The organism is Streptomyces sp. RLA123 (assembly GCF_056270165.1).
Map to the genome: position 1 here is coordinate 4460751 of NZ_JBWDOR010000003.1, position 15914 is coordinate 4476664.

General features: G+C 74.2%; 13 protein-coding genes. 5 read left to right on the forward strand and 8 right to left on the reverse strand.

The window, feature by feature from the left end; translation table 11 throughout:
• Window positions 1-37: 37 nt before the first annotated feature.
• The 4 genes from RV983_RS20330 to RV983_RS20345 all read right to left on the reverse strand — a co-directional run bounded on the left by RV983_RS20330 (window position 38) and on the right by RV983_RS20345 (window position 3794).
• Window positions 38-1186, reverse strand: a complete 1149-nt coding sequence (locus RV983_RS20330) for a glycosyltransferase 87 family protein (RefSeq protein ID WP_475987184.1) — start codon at window positions 1184-1186, stop codon at window positions 38-40.
• A gap of 62 nt (window positions 1187-1248) precedes the next feature.
• The gene (gene mptB, locus RV983_RS20335; protein ID WP_475990385.1) at window positions 1249-2595 is read right to left on the reverse strand and encodes a polyprenol phosphomannose-dependent alpha 1,6 mannosyltransferase MptB; all 1347 of its coding nucleotides are present in this window, start codon (window positions 2593-2595) and stop codon (window positions 1249-1251) included.
• A 75-nt stretch (window positions 2596-2670) separates the two neighbouring features.
• Window positions 2671-2883 (reverse strand): hypothetical protein, encoded by a 213-nt coding sequence (locus RV983_RS20340; protein WP_475987185.1) that lies wholly within the window; start codon window positions 2881-2883, stop codon window positions 2671-2673.
• Between the two features lie 104 nt (window positions 2884-2987).
• Window positions 2988-3794 (reverse strand): alpha/beta fold hydrolase, encoded by an 807-nt coding sequence (locus RV983_RS20345; RefSeq protein ID WP_475987186.1) that lies wholly within the window; start codon window positions 3792-3794, stop codon window positions 2988-2990.
• A gap of 86 nt (window positions 3795-3880) precedes the next feature.
• Between RV983_RS20345 and RV983_RS20350 the strand changes: the two genes are divergently transcribed.
• Together RV983_RS20350 and RV983_RS20355 are read left to right on the forward strand one after the other, a co-directional pair.
• Window positions 3881-5020, forward strand: coding sequence for a DUF2786 domain-containing protein (locus RV983_RS20350; protein ID WP_475987187.1), 1140 nt, complete (start codon window positions 3881-3883; stop codon window positions 5018-5020).
• Window positions 5021-5384: 364 nt separating this feature from the next.
• The gene (locus RV983_RS20355) at window positions 5385-6143 is read left to right on the forward strand and encodes a class I SAM-dependent methyltransferase (protein ID WP_475987188.1); all 759 of its coding nucleotides are present in this window, start codon (window positions 5385-5387) and stop codon (window positions 6141-6143) included.
• On the opposite strand, the gene RV983_RS20360 is transcribed toward RV983_RS20355, so the two are convergent.
• The 4 genes from RV983_RS20360 to RV983_RS20375 form a co-directional block, all read right to left on the reverse strand.
• Entirely contained in the window at window positions 6140-6655 is a 516-nt protein-coding gene (locus tag RV983_RS20360; RefSeq protein ID WP_475987189.1) for a pyridoxamine 5'-phosphate oxidase family protein, read from the reverse strand. The genes RV983_RS20355 and RV983_RS20360 overlap by 4 nt on opposite strands.
• 17 nt (window positions 6656-6672) lie before the next feature.
• Window positions 6673-8184, reverse strand: coding sequence for a vWA domain-containing protein (locus tag RV983_RS20365; protein ID WP_475987190.1), 1512 nt, complete (start codon window positions 8182-8184; stop codon window positions 6673-6675).
• A 1501-nt stretch (window positions 8185-9685) separates the two neighbouring features.
• Window positions 9686-10714 (reverse strand): rod shape-determining protein, encoded by a 1029-nt coding sequence (locus RV983_RS20370; protein ID WP_475987191.1) that lies wholly within the window; start codon window positions 10712-10714, stop codon window positions 9686-9688.
• Window positions 10715-10844: 130 nt separating this feature from the next.
• On the reverse strand, window positions 10845-11012 hold the full coding sequence (locus RV983_RS20375; protein ID WP_475987192.1) for a hypothetical protein: 168 nt from the start codon (window positions 11010-11012) through the stop codon (window positions 10845-10847).
• Window positions 11013-11369: 357 nt separating this feature from the next.
• On the opposite strand from RV983_RS20375, the gene RV983_RS20380 reads away from it, so the two are divergent.
• The 3 genes from RV983_RS20380 (at window position 11370) to RV983_RS20390 (ending at window position 15871) form a co-directional block, all read left to right on the forward strand.
• Window positions 11370-12455 carry a M23 family metallopeptidase gene (locus RV983_RS20380; RefSeq protein ID WP_475987193.1) on the forward strand — a complete coding sequence of 362 codons (1086 nt, stop codon included), beginning with the start codon at window positions 11370-11372 and terminating at the stop codon, window positions 12453-12455.
• Between the two features lie 106 nt (window positions 12456-12561).
• Entirely contained in the window at window positions 12562-14238 is a 1677-nt protein-coding gene (locus RV983_RS20385; protein WP_475987194.1) for a hypothetical protein, read from the forward strand.
• Window positions 14228-15871 (forward strand): carboxypeptidase-like regulatory domain-containing protein, encoded by a 1644-nt coding sequence (locus RV983_RS20390; protein ID WP_475987195.1) that lies wholly within the window; start codon window positions 14228-14230, stop codon window positions 15869-15871. Before RV983_RS20385 ends, RV983_RS20390 begins: the two co-directional genes overlap by 11 nt.
• The last annotated feature ends 43 nt before the right edge of the window (window positions 15872-15914 follow it).

Here is a 15914-nt window from a genome sequence, read left to right on the forward strand (position 1 = left end):
CTCGGTCGTCAGGGGGGCCGCGTGAGCTGTAGGACCGTCAGCCGGCCCGCTCTCCCACACTGTCAGCCAAGATCGCTGCGGTGCGCGCCCGGCTACGCCATCCGTGCCGGGGCCCCAGCAGCAGTCCCATGGCGATCCAGACGTACGCGCTGCCGCCGATGAGCGAGCCCGGACCGCCCTGGCCCGGCTCGTCCAGCCACAGCCACACGATGCTGCTGCACAGCACCACATACGCGCCGACCGCCACGGCCACCCGGTCCCGGGTCCGCACCCGCAGCGCCTCACCCGCCAGTACGGCCAGCGCCGGGATCATCCACACCAGGTGGTGCACCCAGGTCACCGGGCTGACCAGACAGGCCGCGACGCCGGTGAACGCGACGCCGTTGGTGACGTCGGCGCGCCGCACCTTGTACGCCCACACCGCCAGCACGGCCACCACCGCCACCGCCCACACCCACTCCGGCGCGTCGAGCCGGGCGAGGGTGCCGCGCAGCGACTGGTTGCCGGCGTACGACAGCGAGCCGACGCGGTCGGTGTCCCACATCGCCACCGTCCAGAACGTCCGGGACGCCCCCGGCGCGGTCAGCGCGGCGAGCAGGGTCGCCCCGGCGGCGGTGGCCGCCGCCGTGAGCCCGGCCCGGCGGTGCCCGGCGATCAGTAGCCAGCCGATGAACAGCGCGGGGGTCAGCTTGACGGCGGCGGCCAGGCCTGTCGCGTACCCGGCCCAGCGGCTGCCGCGTCGCAGCAGTTCGGCGTCGAGCAGCACCAGCGCCAGCAGCGCGAGGTTGACCTGCCCGAAGGTGAAGGTGTCCCGGACCGGTTCGAGCAGCGACAGCAGGCAGCCCGCCAGCACCATCGCGTACCAGTACGGCCAGCCCTGGCGCCGGATCAGCGGGCCGGCCGTCCACTGGAGCACCAGCAGCCCGGCGACGATGTTGAGGGTGGCCGCCAGTACCACCGTGGTCGGCCAGTCCACCCAGGCCATCGGCAGCATGCACAGCGCGGCGAACGGCGGATAGGTGAAGCCGTACGGGGTGCCGGGCCGTACGTAGTCGTAGAGCGCACCGCTCTCGTGCACCCAGGAGTTGACGGCGCCGTGGTAGACGGCCACGTCGAACCAGTGCCGGTGCAGTGGCACCGTCACGAGGAACACGAGGGTCGCGGTCACCGCCACCACCGCGCTCACGGCACGCAGAGTGGCGGGAGACCGGAGGAATCCGAGAGCACTGCGCATGGAGGTCCTGACGTTCATGAGGCCGGGGCCGGGGCCGGGGCCGGGGCCGGGGCCGGGCGGGCCGGCCGGACCAGCCGCACGAGATGGAGCACGACGATCGGCAGCAGGGCCGCGGCGGCTCCCGCGGTGGCCAGGGCCACCTGGTGCACGGTGGCCGGGAAGCCGTTCGGAAGCACCGCCAGGGCCAGGACCGCGCTGCCCACGGCGGCGACCCGGCGCACCCGGCCGTCAGGAGCGGCCACGGCGAGCGGCACGAGCCCCCACAGCAGGTACCAGGGGCGTATCGCGGGGCCGAGCAGGGCCACCGCGAGCAGGCTCAGGCCGAGCGCGTACACCGGGCCGAGCCGCCTGCGGAACAGCCACACCGCGCCGATCGCCAGCGCCACGGCGACCAGGCTCAGCACCCGCCAGGTGTGCGGGGTGCCGATGAAGCGGCCCATCATGTTGACCAGCGACCAGTTGGAGGCGGAGGCGGGCGTGGTCAGGGCGCCTATCCAGCCGTACCCCACGCCGGTCACCGCCGTGATGCCGATCGTCGTCGCCCCGGCGACCGCCGCCGTGACGGCGCCCGCGCGGGCCAACCGCCAGTGCCCTTGTATGTGTTCCGCCCACAAGGTGGCCACGACCAGCAGTCCCAGCGCGGCCGGGGCCTTCACCAGGGCGGCCAGCGTCACCAGGACCGCCGCGATCACCGGCCGCCGCGCCAGCGAGGCGCCGAGACCGGCACCCAGCAGGCCGAGCATCACCGCGTCGTTGTGGGCGCCGGCCACGAGGTGCAGCAGCACCAGGGGGTTGAGCGCCCCCAGCCACACCGCCTGCGCGGGGTCCGCGCCGCAGCGCCGGGCGAGCCGCGGCAACTGCGTTGCCAGCAGTGCCACTCCGAGCAGCGCCAGCGCCCGCATCCCGGTGATCCCGGCGTGCGCGCTCAGCCGCGCGAGCGCGAGGAAGGCGGGACCGTACGGTGCCGGGGTGTCGCGCCAGATCGCCGGCACCTCGGCCGCCGCCGCACCGCCGAGCACACTCGGTCCGTACGTGTAGGCGTCGATGCCCTTGCTGACCATCGCGCCCTGCGCCAGGTAGCTGTAGACGTCCCTGCTGAACAGCGGCGGCGCCAGCAGCAGCGGCGCGGCCCACACGGCGAACGTCGTCAGCAGGCTCCGTATCGTCGGCGGCCGCGGTCCGCGCACCAGCCGGCCCAGCTGCCACCACGCGGCGATCAGCAGCCCGAGCCCGAAGTAGGCCACCAGCAGCCCGATGGCCGCCTCGCCCCGCGGCAGGGCGATTCCGTCGCGAACGGGCAGCGCTCCCGCGGCCCTTCCGCCGACGGCCAGCGCGACCGTCCCGGCAAGTCCGAGGGCCATGGTGCGAGTCACTACCGCACGATCGCATCATCGGGTGACCGTCGAACGACGCGCGGGCGACCGGGGAGTGACCGATCATCCCGCGAACAGCCGCGCGGCGGCCCGCACGATGCCGGTGCGGATGTCGTCCCGCGCGTACGGTGACGGCTCCCAGCCGTCCGCCCGTCGCACCGCATCCGCCGATTCCGCGGGACCTCCTCGTTCCCGGGCCGCGTCGCGGATCAGCCGGACCCCGTCGGCTTGCGTGAGCGCGCCGCGGGTGATCGGCCCGGCCCGGTACCGCGCCATCTCACGGAGCACGGCCGACGTCGGCGGGGAATCCCCCCGCAGCCGAGGGGGCGCGGGGAACCGGCGACCGGCGACTGCTGACCCGCACCGAACCCACCTCCGTGTCACCCCAGGCGGGCGGCGGCCTCGGTGATGATCGCGGCGACGCGGGCGGGCTGTTCGACGAGTACGCCGTGGCCGGCGCGGGCGACGGGGACCAGGGTGATGCTGGGGCAGGCGTCCAGGTCGCGGCGTTCGCCGTCGGTGAGGCCGATGTCGTCGGCGTCGCCGCGGACCACCCAGGCGGCCTGGGCGGTGGCGCACAGCCGGGGGACGAGCGAGCCGTGCCGGTCCAGGTGGTCGAAGTACTGGCGCAGCGCGCGGTGGCAGAAGGCGGGGTCGTTGTCGGCCAGGACCGCGGCGAGGGCGTCGCGGCGACCCGGCGGCAGGCCGTCGCGCACGGCCCGCGGGAAGAGCCGCAGCGCGACCGCCCAGGCCGCCCCGCCCAGTCCCGGGACGCGGCCGAGGCGGTCCAGCAGCGCGAACTCCCGGGCCTCGTCGTTCCTCGAGAAACTGGGGGAGAGCAGTACGAGCGGGCCCGCGAAGGCGCCGGTCACCGCCATCTCGATGGCCACCGTGGAGCCCAGCCCCTGTCCGACGACGAGGTCGCAGTCCCGTTCGGCGGCGAGGCGGCCGAGCAGGCGCGCGTAGTTCTCCACGGAGACGTCCTCCGGCGCCGGGGTGCGCCCGAATCCGGGGAGGGTGACGGCGGTCAGGCCGAGGCGCGCGTCCGCGATCGCCGGTTCCGCCATGACGTCGGCGTAGAACTCGGCGGTGCACATGCCGCCGGGCAGCAGCAGCGCCCGGTGCCGGGGGCCGGACGGGCCGGCGGTCCTGATGTCCCAGCCCGCGGTTCGGGTCTCGGTGCTCACGGGCCCCCACCCTGGTGCCGCCGCCCGGCTCGCGCGACCACCCTGCTCCGTACGCGGCGTGTCGGCGGGATGCGATCCTGGACGGCGTGCGGGACGTGACGACGGTGGTACGGGAGGCGTTCGCCGGCGCCGTGGGGGCGGCCGGCGCGGACGCGGAGTTCGCCATGGACGCCGGGGCGTCGGTGCTGGCGGCGGCCGGATGGGAACAGGCCGGCCCTGCGGTGGTGGCCGCGGCGGACGATCTGCTGAGCGGCTGCCGGCGCCGCGGCTGGGGGGACCAGGACCTGGTGCGGATGGCCCGCCGGGACCTCGGCCCCGAGCATGTGCGGCTCGCGGAACGGCTGCTCGCCGCGGACGGCGCGCCGCGGCAGGAGGCGACCGCCCTGCTGACGGCGTACGCCCGCGAGGAGCGGCTGGACCGCTTCGGTGCGGCGACCGCCGTGCTGGAACTCGTCCGCCTCCTCGGCCGGCTGCCCCGGATCACCCCGCTGACCGCCGCGCCCCCACGGCCCGCGGCGGGGGGCGGCGGCGCGGGGTCCAAGCTCGGACGCATCCGCGCGCTGCTGGCGAAGGCGGAGTCGACCCCGTACCCGGAGGAGGCCGAGGCGCTCAGCGCCAAGGCGCAGCATCTGATGGCCCGCTACAGCGTCGACGAGGCCCTGCTCGCGGGGACCGCCCCCGGCGACGGGCCGGGCGCGCGGCGCGTCGGCGTCGACCGGCCGTACGAGGCCCCCAAGGCGCTGCTCCTGGACGCGGTCGCGGCGGCGAACCGCTGCCGCGCGGTGTGGTCGGCGGAGTTCGGCTTCTCGACGGTGGTCGGCTACGAGGCCGATCTGGAGGCCGTGGAGGTGCTCTACACCTCGCTGCTGGTCCAGGCCGAGGCCGCGATGCTCCGGGGCGGTGGCGGCGCGCCGGCGGCGGGCGGCGGCACGGCACGCGTCAAGGGCCGCAAGAACCTGTCCCGGAACTTCCGTGAGTCCTTCCTCATCGCCTACGCCGGACGGATCGGGGAACGTCTCGCGACGGCCACCCGGGACGCCACGCGCGAGGCCGGCGAGGAGGGCGGCGGGAGCGCCGGGGTGCTGCCCGTACTCGCGGCGCGCGAGGTCGCGGTGGGCCGGGCGGCCGACGAGATGTTCCCGCAGACCCGCTCCCAGCGGCTCAAGGGCCGCGACCGCGAGGGCTGGGAGCACGGCACGGCCGCGGCGGACGGCGCCGAGCTCTAGGACGACACTGCCCAGGTTCTTGCTCACGCGGCCGTGGAGACGGTCTTCCGCCGCGCGGTGCCACCGCACCCGGGGGCTCCCCAGCGGCAGTCGGGGGAGCCGCCCGGGGCCGCCCTCCGGGCGGGCGACCCCGGTGTGCCGGCGCGTTCCGGCGAATGGAGAAACCCGCCCGCGCGTCGCCGGGAACGGGCCCGTGGCGGCCCTCGCGGGAGTGCGGACGGCCGTTCGCCCCCGGGCCGGAGGGAGCTTCCGCCCGGGCCGCGGCAGCCGCTCAGGCGCCCGCACCGGCCCCCGTGAAACCACCGCTGAGCTGGGCTTTCGCGCCCCGTCGGCCTAGGTTGACGGCACCACGAAGGGAGCTCTGATGGATCGTCATATCCGCACGGTCGACGATGTGCTGGAACTGCTGGACGGCCTGTTCGCGCCGGAGGCCGACCGCTGGACGGGCGGCGCGGCCGACTGGTGGGACGGCTTCTACGCCGACCGCTCAAGGCCGGTGCCGTTCTTCGCGCCGAAACCGGACGAGAACCTGGTCTCCTACCTCGCCCGGGGCCTGCTCACCCCGGGCGGCCGGGCCCTCGACCTCGGCTGCGGTCCCGGCCGCAACGCCCTGCACCTGGCGGCCGGGGGCTTCGCCGTGGACGCCGTCGACCTCTCGCCCGCCGCCGTCGCCTGGGGCGAGGAAAGGGCCCGCGAGACCGGCGTGCGGGGCGTGCGCTTCCACCGTGGGGACGCCTTCGCCCTGTCCGCGGCCGGCGGCCCGCTGGAGGGCCCGTACGACCTGGTCCACGACTCGGGCTGCTTCCACCACCTGCCGCCGCACCGCCGCGTCAGCTACCTCGCCCTGCTCGACCGGGTCCTCGCCCCCGGCGGCCACCTCGCCCTCACCTGCTTCGCCTCCGGCGCCATGGGGTCGGAGCTGCCGGACGCCGACTTCTACCGGCAGGCCCGCCTGCACGGCGGGCTCGCCTACTCGCCGGAATCACTGCGCGCGATCTTCTCCGGGCTCACCGAAGTCGAACTGCGCCGCATGCGCGACGAGCCGGCCGGCTCGCCGCACTTCGGCGAGCCCTTCCTGTGGACCGCTCTGTTCCGCCGTGAGCGCCGGCCGGCCGCCGGCTAGAACAGCCAGCGCGTCTGGCTGTATGTCGTCCCCCGTCCGTAGGCGAAGGCCGTCCTCGGCTCGACCTCGTAGACGAGCGCCTCGTTGCCGGCCTCCCCGCGGAACACCTCGCCGTGCACCTCGAAGCGCCATTCCTCGCCGTACTTGGCCTCGTACGCGGCGGCGATGCGGCGCAGCTGGGTGTCACTGCGCACGCGCGCCGCATCGCCCTCGACGACCACGTCCAGGCCCTCGTGCAGCGCGTTGTTGCCGGTGGTGAGCACCACCTTGGCGTTGCGGGCGATGTTGCGCGCCTTGCGCTCCTCGGCGCCGGTGCTGAAGTGCAGGGAGTCCTCGTGCCAGACCCCGATGACCGGGGTGACATGGGGACGCCCGTCGGGGCGGACGGTGGTCAGCCAGTAGATCTCGGCATCGGCCAGGAAACGGCGTGCCTGGCTCCAGGTCGTCGGGTCGGCGCCGTCACTGCTGTAGCGCGCGTCGAGTTCGGCCTCGGGTTCCTTTTCTGCTGCCATGCTCCACTGATACTCCATCAAGCCGCGCGGAGCGCGTACGCGCGGTCGACGGACTCCGCGAGGTCGGCCACGGCCGGGTCCTCCGTCGTCTCGGCCAGGGAGTGCGCGCGCTCGTCGAGTTCGGCCAGTCCCGGGGCGCCGGGCAGCTGCTCGTCACCGGTGGAGTACGTCCGCAGGGCGTCGGCGAAGTACGCGGCCACCGCGTCCACGCGCAGTCGCGGCGACGTACCGGCATCCCACAGCGGGCCGGCCAGCCGGTCCGCCTCGATCGTCGCCGACTCCTCGTGCGGGGCGCGGCCCGCGGGGTCGAGCCAGCGTACGGTCGCGGTGGCGACGTGCCCCCGGGCTCCGGGCCTGAGCCGCACGGCGTACAGCGCGGTCACGGTGTGCCCGGGGCCGACCTCGCCGCCGTCCACCCGGTCGTCGCGGAAGTCCTCGTCCGCCACGGCCCGGTCCTCGAAGCCGATGAGGCGGTAGTCCTCCACCGTCCCCGGGTCGAAGGCGACCTGGGCCTTGGCGTCGCGGGCGCGCAGCTGCACGTTGGCCGGCAGCTGGTCCACGAAGAGCGCGCGGGCCTCGCGCTCGGTGGAGACGTACGAGGTGTGGCCGTCGCCCCGGTCGGCCAGCCGCTCCATCAGCGCGTCGCCGTACTCGCTGCCCACGCCGACCCCGTACAGCGTCACGCCGTGCTGCTTGCGGGCGCGGTCGATCCGCCTCAGCAGGGCGTCCGGATCGGTCTCGCCGGTGTTCGCCAGCGCGTCCGAGAGCAGCACGACCCGGTTCGTGACCCCCTCGCGGGCGCCCTCCAGGGCCACGTCGTAGCCGGCGCGCAGGCCCGCCTCCAGATTGGTCGACTGCTCGGGCCGCAGTCCGTCGATCACCTTCCGCGCGTGCGCGCGGGCGCCGTCGGCGCCCAGCCGCGTCATCGGCAGCGCCACCCGGGCCCGCTCGCTGAACGTCACCACGGCCAGCGAGTCGTCCCCGCGCAGCTCGCCGACCGCCGAACGCAGCGCCTTCTGCACGAGGTCGAGGCGGCCCGGCTCGGCCATCGAACCGGAGACGTCCACGACGAAGGTCAGCGCGGCCGGCCTGCGTTCCGCCTTGTCGGCCGCGCGGGTGGCCAGCCCGACCCGCAGCAGCGACCAGCGCGCGCCGGCCCCGGGGATGCGGGCGCCGTCCGCGGTGACGGAGAAGCCGTCGCCGTCCGGACTCGGGTAGTCCTGGCGGAAGCTGTTGACGAACTCCTCGTACCGCACGGCCGACGGGTCGGGCAGCTGCCCATTGCCCAGCTGCTGCCTGGCGTAGCCGTACGACGCGGTGTCCACGTCCAGCGCGAACGTCGACAACTGGTCGCGCGCGGAGGCGAGTTTGCCGTCCGGCGCCTGCGTGCCCCCCGCGACGCGCGTGGGCGCGGGCGCGGGGCGCGGCCCCGCGTCGTGGCTGTTACCGCGCGGGCCCACCGCACCGCACCCCGCGAGCAGCGCCCCCGCGGTGACCGCCAGCACGACCGCTCTTGTCGTCCGCCTCATGTCGTGTCCCCTCCCCGTTCGGCTTCTGTGACTGTGACGTACGGGGCCTTCCCAGGGGGGCTTCCGCGGCGTTGCGGATCCGTCTCGTTCGCGCAACGCGCTGCGTTGCGCTTCGCGGTGCCGGGGTTTTTTCCCCGCCCGCCCGCCCTCCCCCAACCTTCGGCCGGGGGTGCCCCCAGCCCTGTGAAGTCAGGGCGCCCCGACGCGCGTTCAGGTGGGTGCCGGGTTCGGGGCCTCCGGGGCTGGCCATTCTGGACAGCACATTTAGGTGCCTCAGGGCCTTCACATTGCGCACCGGGGTTGTGCACCCAAATATGCTCCAGTGTCCAGAACGCCCACCCCTGCACCCCCGCCCCCTCAGGTTTCGTCATGCGCCTGATCCCCGGTGGGGGGGGGTGAGGGCGGCGCCGTGCCTGGGGCCGCCGTTGACGCAGCGCCAACCCGCGGGAACCCTCGACAGACCGGACCCCGTCCACTCCGCAGGCCGACGACCGCAGCCCGCACAGTGGGGCCGCCACACCGCAGCCCGGCGCCGCTGGGTGATCATTCCCGCAACCCGACTGCGCTGCGCCGACGATGACACGAGCCAAAACCGCCCCCTGTTCCCCCACCGAGGGCTCACGGCCGGCCGCGGGGCCGCGTCCAGGCAGCCGCGGCCACCCCGGACCGGCTCCATACCCCCCATCGGGCGTCCGTCGCCGCACACGCGGCGGGAGGGGGCGCCGGGCAACCTCATGGGCTCACAGCCGGCTGCACGCCCCGACCGCCACCGCGAGGCCGCATCCAGGCAACCGCGACCACCCCCACCCCCATCGGGCGTCCGTCGCCGCACACGCGACAGGATGGGGCGCCGGGCAACCTCATGGGTTCACGGCCGGCTGCACGCCCCGACCGCCACCGCGGGGCCGCGTCCAGGCAACCGCGGCCACCCCCACCCCCATCGGGCGTCCGTCGCCGCACACGCGACAGGATGGGGCGCCGGGCAACCTCATGGGTTCACGGCCGGCTGCACGCCCCGACCGCCACCGCGAGGCCGCGTCCAGGCAACCGCGACCACCCCGGACCGGCTCCACACCCCCCACCGGGGATCAGGCGCGACAACTCACCGAGGGGCGGGGGTGTTGGGGGCACCCCCGGCCGAAGGTTGGGGGAGGGTGGGCGTTCTGGACACTGGAGCATATTTGGGTGCACAACCCGGAGTACGCAGCACAAGGCGCCTGAGGCACCTAAATGTGCTGTCCAGAATGGCCAGCCCCGGAGGCCCCGAACCCGGCACCCACGTAAACGGGCGCCGGGGTCACTGACTTCACAGGGCACCCGGGAGGGCGGGCGGGCGGGTGTGCTGACCCGCATGCCCCGCCCGCGGGTCAGGCACGCGGCAAGGCGCCGGACCGCGCCGATGCGGAGGCCGGCGGCGCCGCGTACGAGATCCAGCTCGGCCGGGGCGGGGCGGGCCTCCCCGTCCCGGCAGCCCTGGACGTGTGACGGGGTGCCGCACGCCCTATGCCGACAGCGAGTCCATCGGCATGGGCAGGACCTCGCCCTCCATCATCGCGCCGAGCCCGAGTACCGCACAGACGTCCGGCCGGTCCGCGATCAGGACGGGCATCCCGGTGGCCTGACGGAGCATCATGTCCAGGCCGGGCAGCAGTGCGCTGCCCCCGGCGAGCATGATGCCGCGGTCGGTGAGGTCGGCGACCAGGTCGGGAGGGCAGCGCCGCAGGACCGTGCCGATCCCGTCGACGAGGGCCGCCATCGGCATGCGGATGGCCCTGCGGACGCTCTCGATGTCGACGGTCACCGTTCGGGCGATGCCGCTGGCCACGTCCCGGCCCTGTACCTCGGTGCTCGGCGCGATCGGCCCCGGGGCGGACAGGATCTCGTGCAGCGGGCGTACTGACTGGGTGGGCAGCACCAGTTCGTGCGCGTTGCGGACGTGCTGCACCACCACGTGGTCGATCGCGTCGCCGCCGACGGGGATGGTCTCGGCCGCGACGATCGCGCCCAGCGACAGCACCGCGATCTGCGTCGTGCCGGCCCCGCTGAGCATGATCATTGTCGCTTCGGGCTGCTCGACCGGCAGCCCGCAGCCGACTGCCGCCGCGATCACGGAGTCGACGAGTTCGACCCGCCGCGAGCCGAGCCCGTACAGCGTCTCGATCGCCGCCCGCTGGGCCAGCGGCTTGCTGCTGTTGGGGGTGCACACGGCGGCGCGCAGCATCGGCTTGCGCCGCCAGGCCTTGCGCAGCCGGCCGCCGAGCAGGTGCCGGAGCATGCGCTGGGCCATGTCGATGTCGACCACCATGCCGGCCTGGATGGGGCGGACGACGCGGATGTGGTCGGGGGTGCGCCCGGTCATCTGCTCGGCCAGCGATCCGACGGCGATGAGGGCTCCGCTGTGGGCGTTGACGGCGGCCACGCTGGGCTCGTCCACGACGAGTCCCTGTCCCTTGATGTAGACGCGGGTCCGTGAGGCGCCGAGATCGACGGCTACGGAACAACGGCGCAACTGCGCGAGGCTGACGGTCACGGCAGGTCCTCCCCGAGGGAGCCGGTTCCCGGGACCGCCCCGGTGGCAGTCCCGTATGATCATCGTGACGGCATTGCCCCGATTTCGCCCGTAGTGTTGCGCCGCCCGGGGGATGCGTCCCTCCTGCGGCCTAGCGGACGATGCGCGCCGCGAGCACCGCGATGTCGTCCTCGCCGGGCTCGCGGACCAGCAGGGACAAGATCCGGTCGACCAGCCCGCCCAGATCCCCGTCCGGGTGCAACCGCAACCGGGCCGGCCGGTCGAGGGAGACGTCGATGTCCTCGCCACGCCGCTCCACCAGGCCGTCGGTCCTCGGTGATCGTGCGGTCCACGTGGGCCTCGGCGGAGACCCCGTCGATACGGGCCAGGGCGGGATTGACGTAGAGGTAGCGCAACCGCGCGTCGAGGATGCCCACGCCCGCCCGCGTGCCGTCCAGCGCCGCGGGACCTCGTGGTCCAGTGGTGACCAGGTGCCGGGCCCACTGACACCGCTCACCCGGGTCATCCTCCCGTCCGCCGAGCGCGCCCGTACCCATGATCTGGCGGTCGGCCGTTCGGCGCACGCCCGGATGCGATCACCCCGGCGGGTGGCTATGGGCCCCGGCGGGGCGTGTCGCCCGGGCCACGCGCACGGCCGGCCGCCACGATCGGCCCGATGCGAAGCAAGGCGGTGGCCGCGGTGCTGTGCCTGCTGCTGACGGTGCCCCTCGCGCTGCGGGGAACGGCGGCGGCAGCGGTGGCGACGACGATCGGCCGGCCCGCGGACGGCCCCGGCGTGGAGCGGCTGTACGCGGAGGCCGAACGCGCCGTGGAGCGGTACGAGGCGGTGGAGCTGGCGGCCGGGCGCAAGCGCGCCGAGCTGCGCGCGCTGCGGGCGACGACGCGTGACGAGCGGCGCCGGATGCGGCTGCTGCGGGACCGGGTCGGGGCCATGGCCCGCACGGAGTACCGCAACGCGGGACTGAGCCCGTCGGCGCGGGTACTGCTGTCGGGGAGCCCGGACCGCCTGCTGGAGGACGTGACCCTGGTCCGCCAGGGCGAGCACGCCGAGGCCGCGCTGCTGACCGCGCACCGGGCCGCGCAGCGCCGGCTGGTCGCGGACGCGGCGGCCGTGACCGCCGCGCTGGAGGAGCTGGACGACCAGGCGCGGCGGCAGGAGGCGCTCCGGCGGAGCATCGAGGAGAGGCTGCTGCGCGCCGGGGCCGGGCTCGCCGCCCGCTACCTCGCCCTGCTGGGCGGCGGCATCCCCGCCCGCTGCCCGCACACCGACCCCGTCGACGAGGCGGTCCCGGTCGCGGTCCGCCGCGGCGTCCCGCTCTGGGTGAGCCCGGTGGCGCGCTACAGGCTCTCCGCCGGTTTCGACGACGCCGGTTCCCACTGGGCCCACCGGCACACCGGCCAGGACTTCGCGGTCCCCTCGGGCACCCCGGTCCGCGCGGTCGGCGACGGCACCGTGGTGGCGGCCGGCTGCGGCGACGGCTTCGGCAACCAGATCGTCGTCCGGCACGACGACGGCTACTGCACGCACTACGCCCACCTGTCCGTCATCGAGACCGCGCCGGGCCGCCGGGTGCGCGCGGGGCAGCGCATCGGGCTGTCCGGCAACTCGGGCAACTCCACCGGCCCCCACCTGCACTTCGAGGTGCGTGTCACCCCGCAGATGGGCTCGGCCGTCCCCCCGCTCCCCTGGCTGGCCCGGCACGGCGTCCGCGTGGCCGAACCCGCTTCCCCGGCCCCCTGAGCCCCACACGCCCCCTCCTCCACAGCTGTCGCACAGGTCCGTTACTGTTCGGCCTCCGGCGTGCGAATCTGACGCCGCCGGTTTTCTGACCTGTGGGGGGTCCTGCATGCGCATATCGCGCGCACATCGGCCTGCCGTCGTTCGTAGCGGAGCCGTACTCCTTCTCACCGCCGGCCTCGCGGCCGGGCCGTTGGCCGCCGCGCCGGCCTTCGCCGAGGGGGAGTCCGTTCACGGCCTGTCCACCGGCGACGACGGCACACTCGCCGTCAACCTCGACACCAACGACGCGCTGTGGGTCAAGGTGAGCGTCCGGGAGTCCGCCGCGGCGGACGCGGCCGTGCTCGCCTCGACCGACGATCTGACCTACTCCGGGCGCGGCTGGTCGACCGCCGAGCCGCTCGCCCTGCCCGAGGGCAAGGCGTACGGGGACTACCCGGTGGACGTCGACTACCGCCTGCCCGGCGGCACCGTCCAGCACTGGACCGGCGCCGAGCACGGCACCGCGGGCCTGTTCGGCTACCGGCTGCACAGCGGGGCCGGCAAGCTCGGCTTCGACCGCGACAGCACCGACTACGACCACCGGTCGGCGGTGCTCAGTGGCACCGTCACGACCTTCGACCCGGCGACCGGCACGACCGGCCCGGCCGCGCCCGGCACCCGGGTGCGGGTGTCCTGGACCGCCCGTGTCGGTGTGGACGCCAAGTCCGGCTCGGCCACGGCGACATCCGGCGACGACGGCGCCTTCTCGGTGAGCGTGACGCCCGGTGGAGCGCTCACCTCCGGCAGCGCCGTCGTGGTGGGCGGGTCCGACACCGACCCGCTGGACGCGGTGCCGCTGCCCGAACTGCCGGCCCGCGCCGTGCAGGTACGGATCAGCGGCGACCCGTCGACCAAGCGGGTCCACAAGGGCGCCAAGTTCACGATGCGGGGCACTGTCCAGCGGCTGACCGACCAGGGGTGGAAGCCCTTCGCCGGTGCGCCCCTGGTCACGACCCCGCAGCCGCCGGACGTGTACCGCTACAGCACGCCCGGCCTGATGGGCACGGGTACCGCGGACGCCTCCGGGAACTTCTCCTTCCCGGCGACCGCGACCAAGAGCACCTGGCACTACACCTACGTCAAGCCGTCGGAGTACCTCGGCGGCTTCCCGTACGTGGAGCACTTCGTCAACGTGCCCACGGCCGGCTCCTACTCGGGCGTCACCACGTCGCTGGACGCCTACGGGAAGGTGACCGCCAAGGGCAAGCTGTCAGGCGCCTGCTGGAACGCGAAGGTCTCGCTGCAGTACTCCAAGGACGGTAAGACCGGCTGGAAGTCCCTCGCGTCGGTCCAGGCGACCGACTCCGGCAGCGGGAAGTGCTCCTTCTCGGTGAGCGGATGGGGCTACACGGACGGCTACTACCGCGCCTACCACTCCGAGTCGGACGGCATGCTCGCGGTGGCCTCGGCCACCAAGCGCCTGCACCGTACGGTGACCCGGATCGTCTCCTTCGACATGACGCCCAACAGCCCGCACATGGGCGGGGCGCTGAGGGCCAAGGGCACGCTCCAGTACCTGTCGGGCGGCAAGTGGAAGCCGTACAAGGGCGGGAGGATCGTCATCGTCTTCAAGCCCAAGGGCGAGAGTTCCTGGTACTGGACGGTGAAGGGGAAGACCGACGCGGCGGGTCACTTCAGCCTCGGCACCAAGGCCTACGCCGACGCCACGTGGGCTTCCTACCTGGAGCCGGACTCCACGCACTTCTACAGCGAGTCGAAGACGGAGTACGTCAATGCCCGTTGAGTCACGGCGCGTTCTCGCGCTGATCGCCTCGGTGGCCGCGCTCTCCGGCGGGCTCGCCGTCACCCCGGCCCTCGCCGCCGACTCCGGCCCGCTCGGTATCGGCCTGGCGCGGACCGCCGACACCCAGCGCGGGTCCTTCACCGTGCCGGTGTGGACCGACGCCCCCGGCGGCACGGTCACCTCGGTCAAGGCGACCGTGCGCGACGGTGACGCGGTCGTCGTGGACGCGCTGCCGCTCGCGGGTTCCGGTGAGCAGTGGTCCGTGCCGTCGGACGCCGTGCTCAAGCTGACCGAGGACGGCGGCGCCATGCCGCACCTCGGCCGGTACGCCGTCGACGTCACCGCCACCGACGACCAGGGCAACACCGTCACCCGCACGGGTGCCGGCTCCCTGGACTTCACCCTGCGGCCCGTCCTCACCGGCACCGCGCTGACCCGCGCCGTGCTTGACAAGGACCACCGCACGACCGCCGTCACCGGCACGCTCCTCGGCATCCAGCCGGGCAGCGGCGACGAGGTGCCCCTGCGGGGCGCCACGGTCGACGTGACCCGCACTGTGGACGGGCGCCCCGGCACCCCCGCGCAGGCTGTCACCGGCGCGGACGGCAGTTTCGTCTCGCCGGAGTTCCCGGTCGCCACGTGGACCGAGCTGTCCGCCGCGTACACCGCGGACGACGCGGAGGTGCACGGCACTTATGAGCAGGGCGCCGGGAGCCCGCAGATACAGCAGACCGCCGTGGTCGTCACCGCGAAGGCCGACCGCACCCGCGCGGTGCCCGGCCAGGCGGTGACCATCAGCGGCACCGTGAAGGACACCGGGGGCGCCCCGGTCGCCGGGGCGCAGCTGCGGCTGAGCCTCAGCGGTGGCGGGGCCGTCACGGTCACCACGAGCGGCTCGGGCGCCTTCAGCGGCAAGGTGGTCGCGACTCCCTCGGTGTACGGGTCATGGTCCGCGGCCGAGGACGACCCCTATCTGAGCGCGTCCGCAGCCGCCGCCGGCTCGATCGTCCTGCCGGCGGACTCCGTCTTCACCGAGGTGAGCGCGAAGATCGGCGCCGACACCAAGGTGACCATGTCCGCCCGGCTGTACTCGGCGTACGACCGGGTGACGAGCATCTACCAGCCGCAGGTCGTCCACCTGGAGTACTCCAAGGACGGCAAGGCCGGCTGGACGGACCTCGGCACCGCGCACGCCGACAACAACGGCTCCGTGGCGACGCTCTCGAAGTGGGGCCACCTCGACGGCTACTACCGGCTGCACCACTTCGTCTCCAACGAGCTCGCCGACAGCACGACCAAGCCCGTCCGGCTGACCCGCACCAACACCCGGATGTACTCGATCAAGGCGTCCGCGACCAAGCCGAAGAAGGGGGCCACCGTCACGTTCACCGGCACCCTGAAGGAGCACGTGTCCGGCACTTGGCGGGCGTACAAGGGCCGGCACGTCGAGCTCTTCTTCCAGAAGAAGGGCTCGACGAAGTGGACGTACGTCTCCTCGGGCACCACGAGCTCGACGGGCAAGGCCACGCTCAAGGGCAAGCCCACCTCCGACGGCAAGTGGCTGATCCAGTACTTCGGTGACGCGAAGCACTTCGACAGCGACGGCACCGCGGTCTTCGTCGACGTGCGGTAACGCGCGCACGCACCACCCCCACGAGGGCGGGGACGGGCCGGGC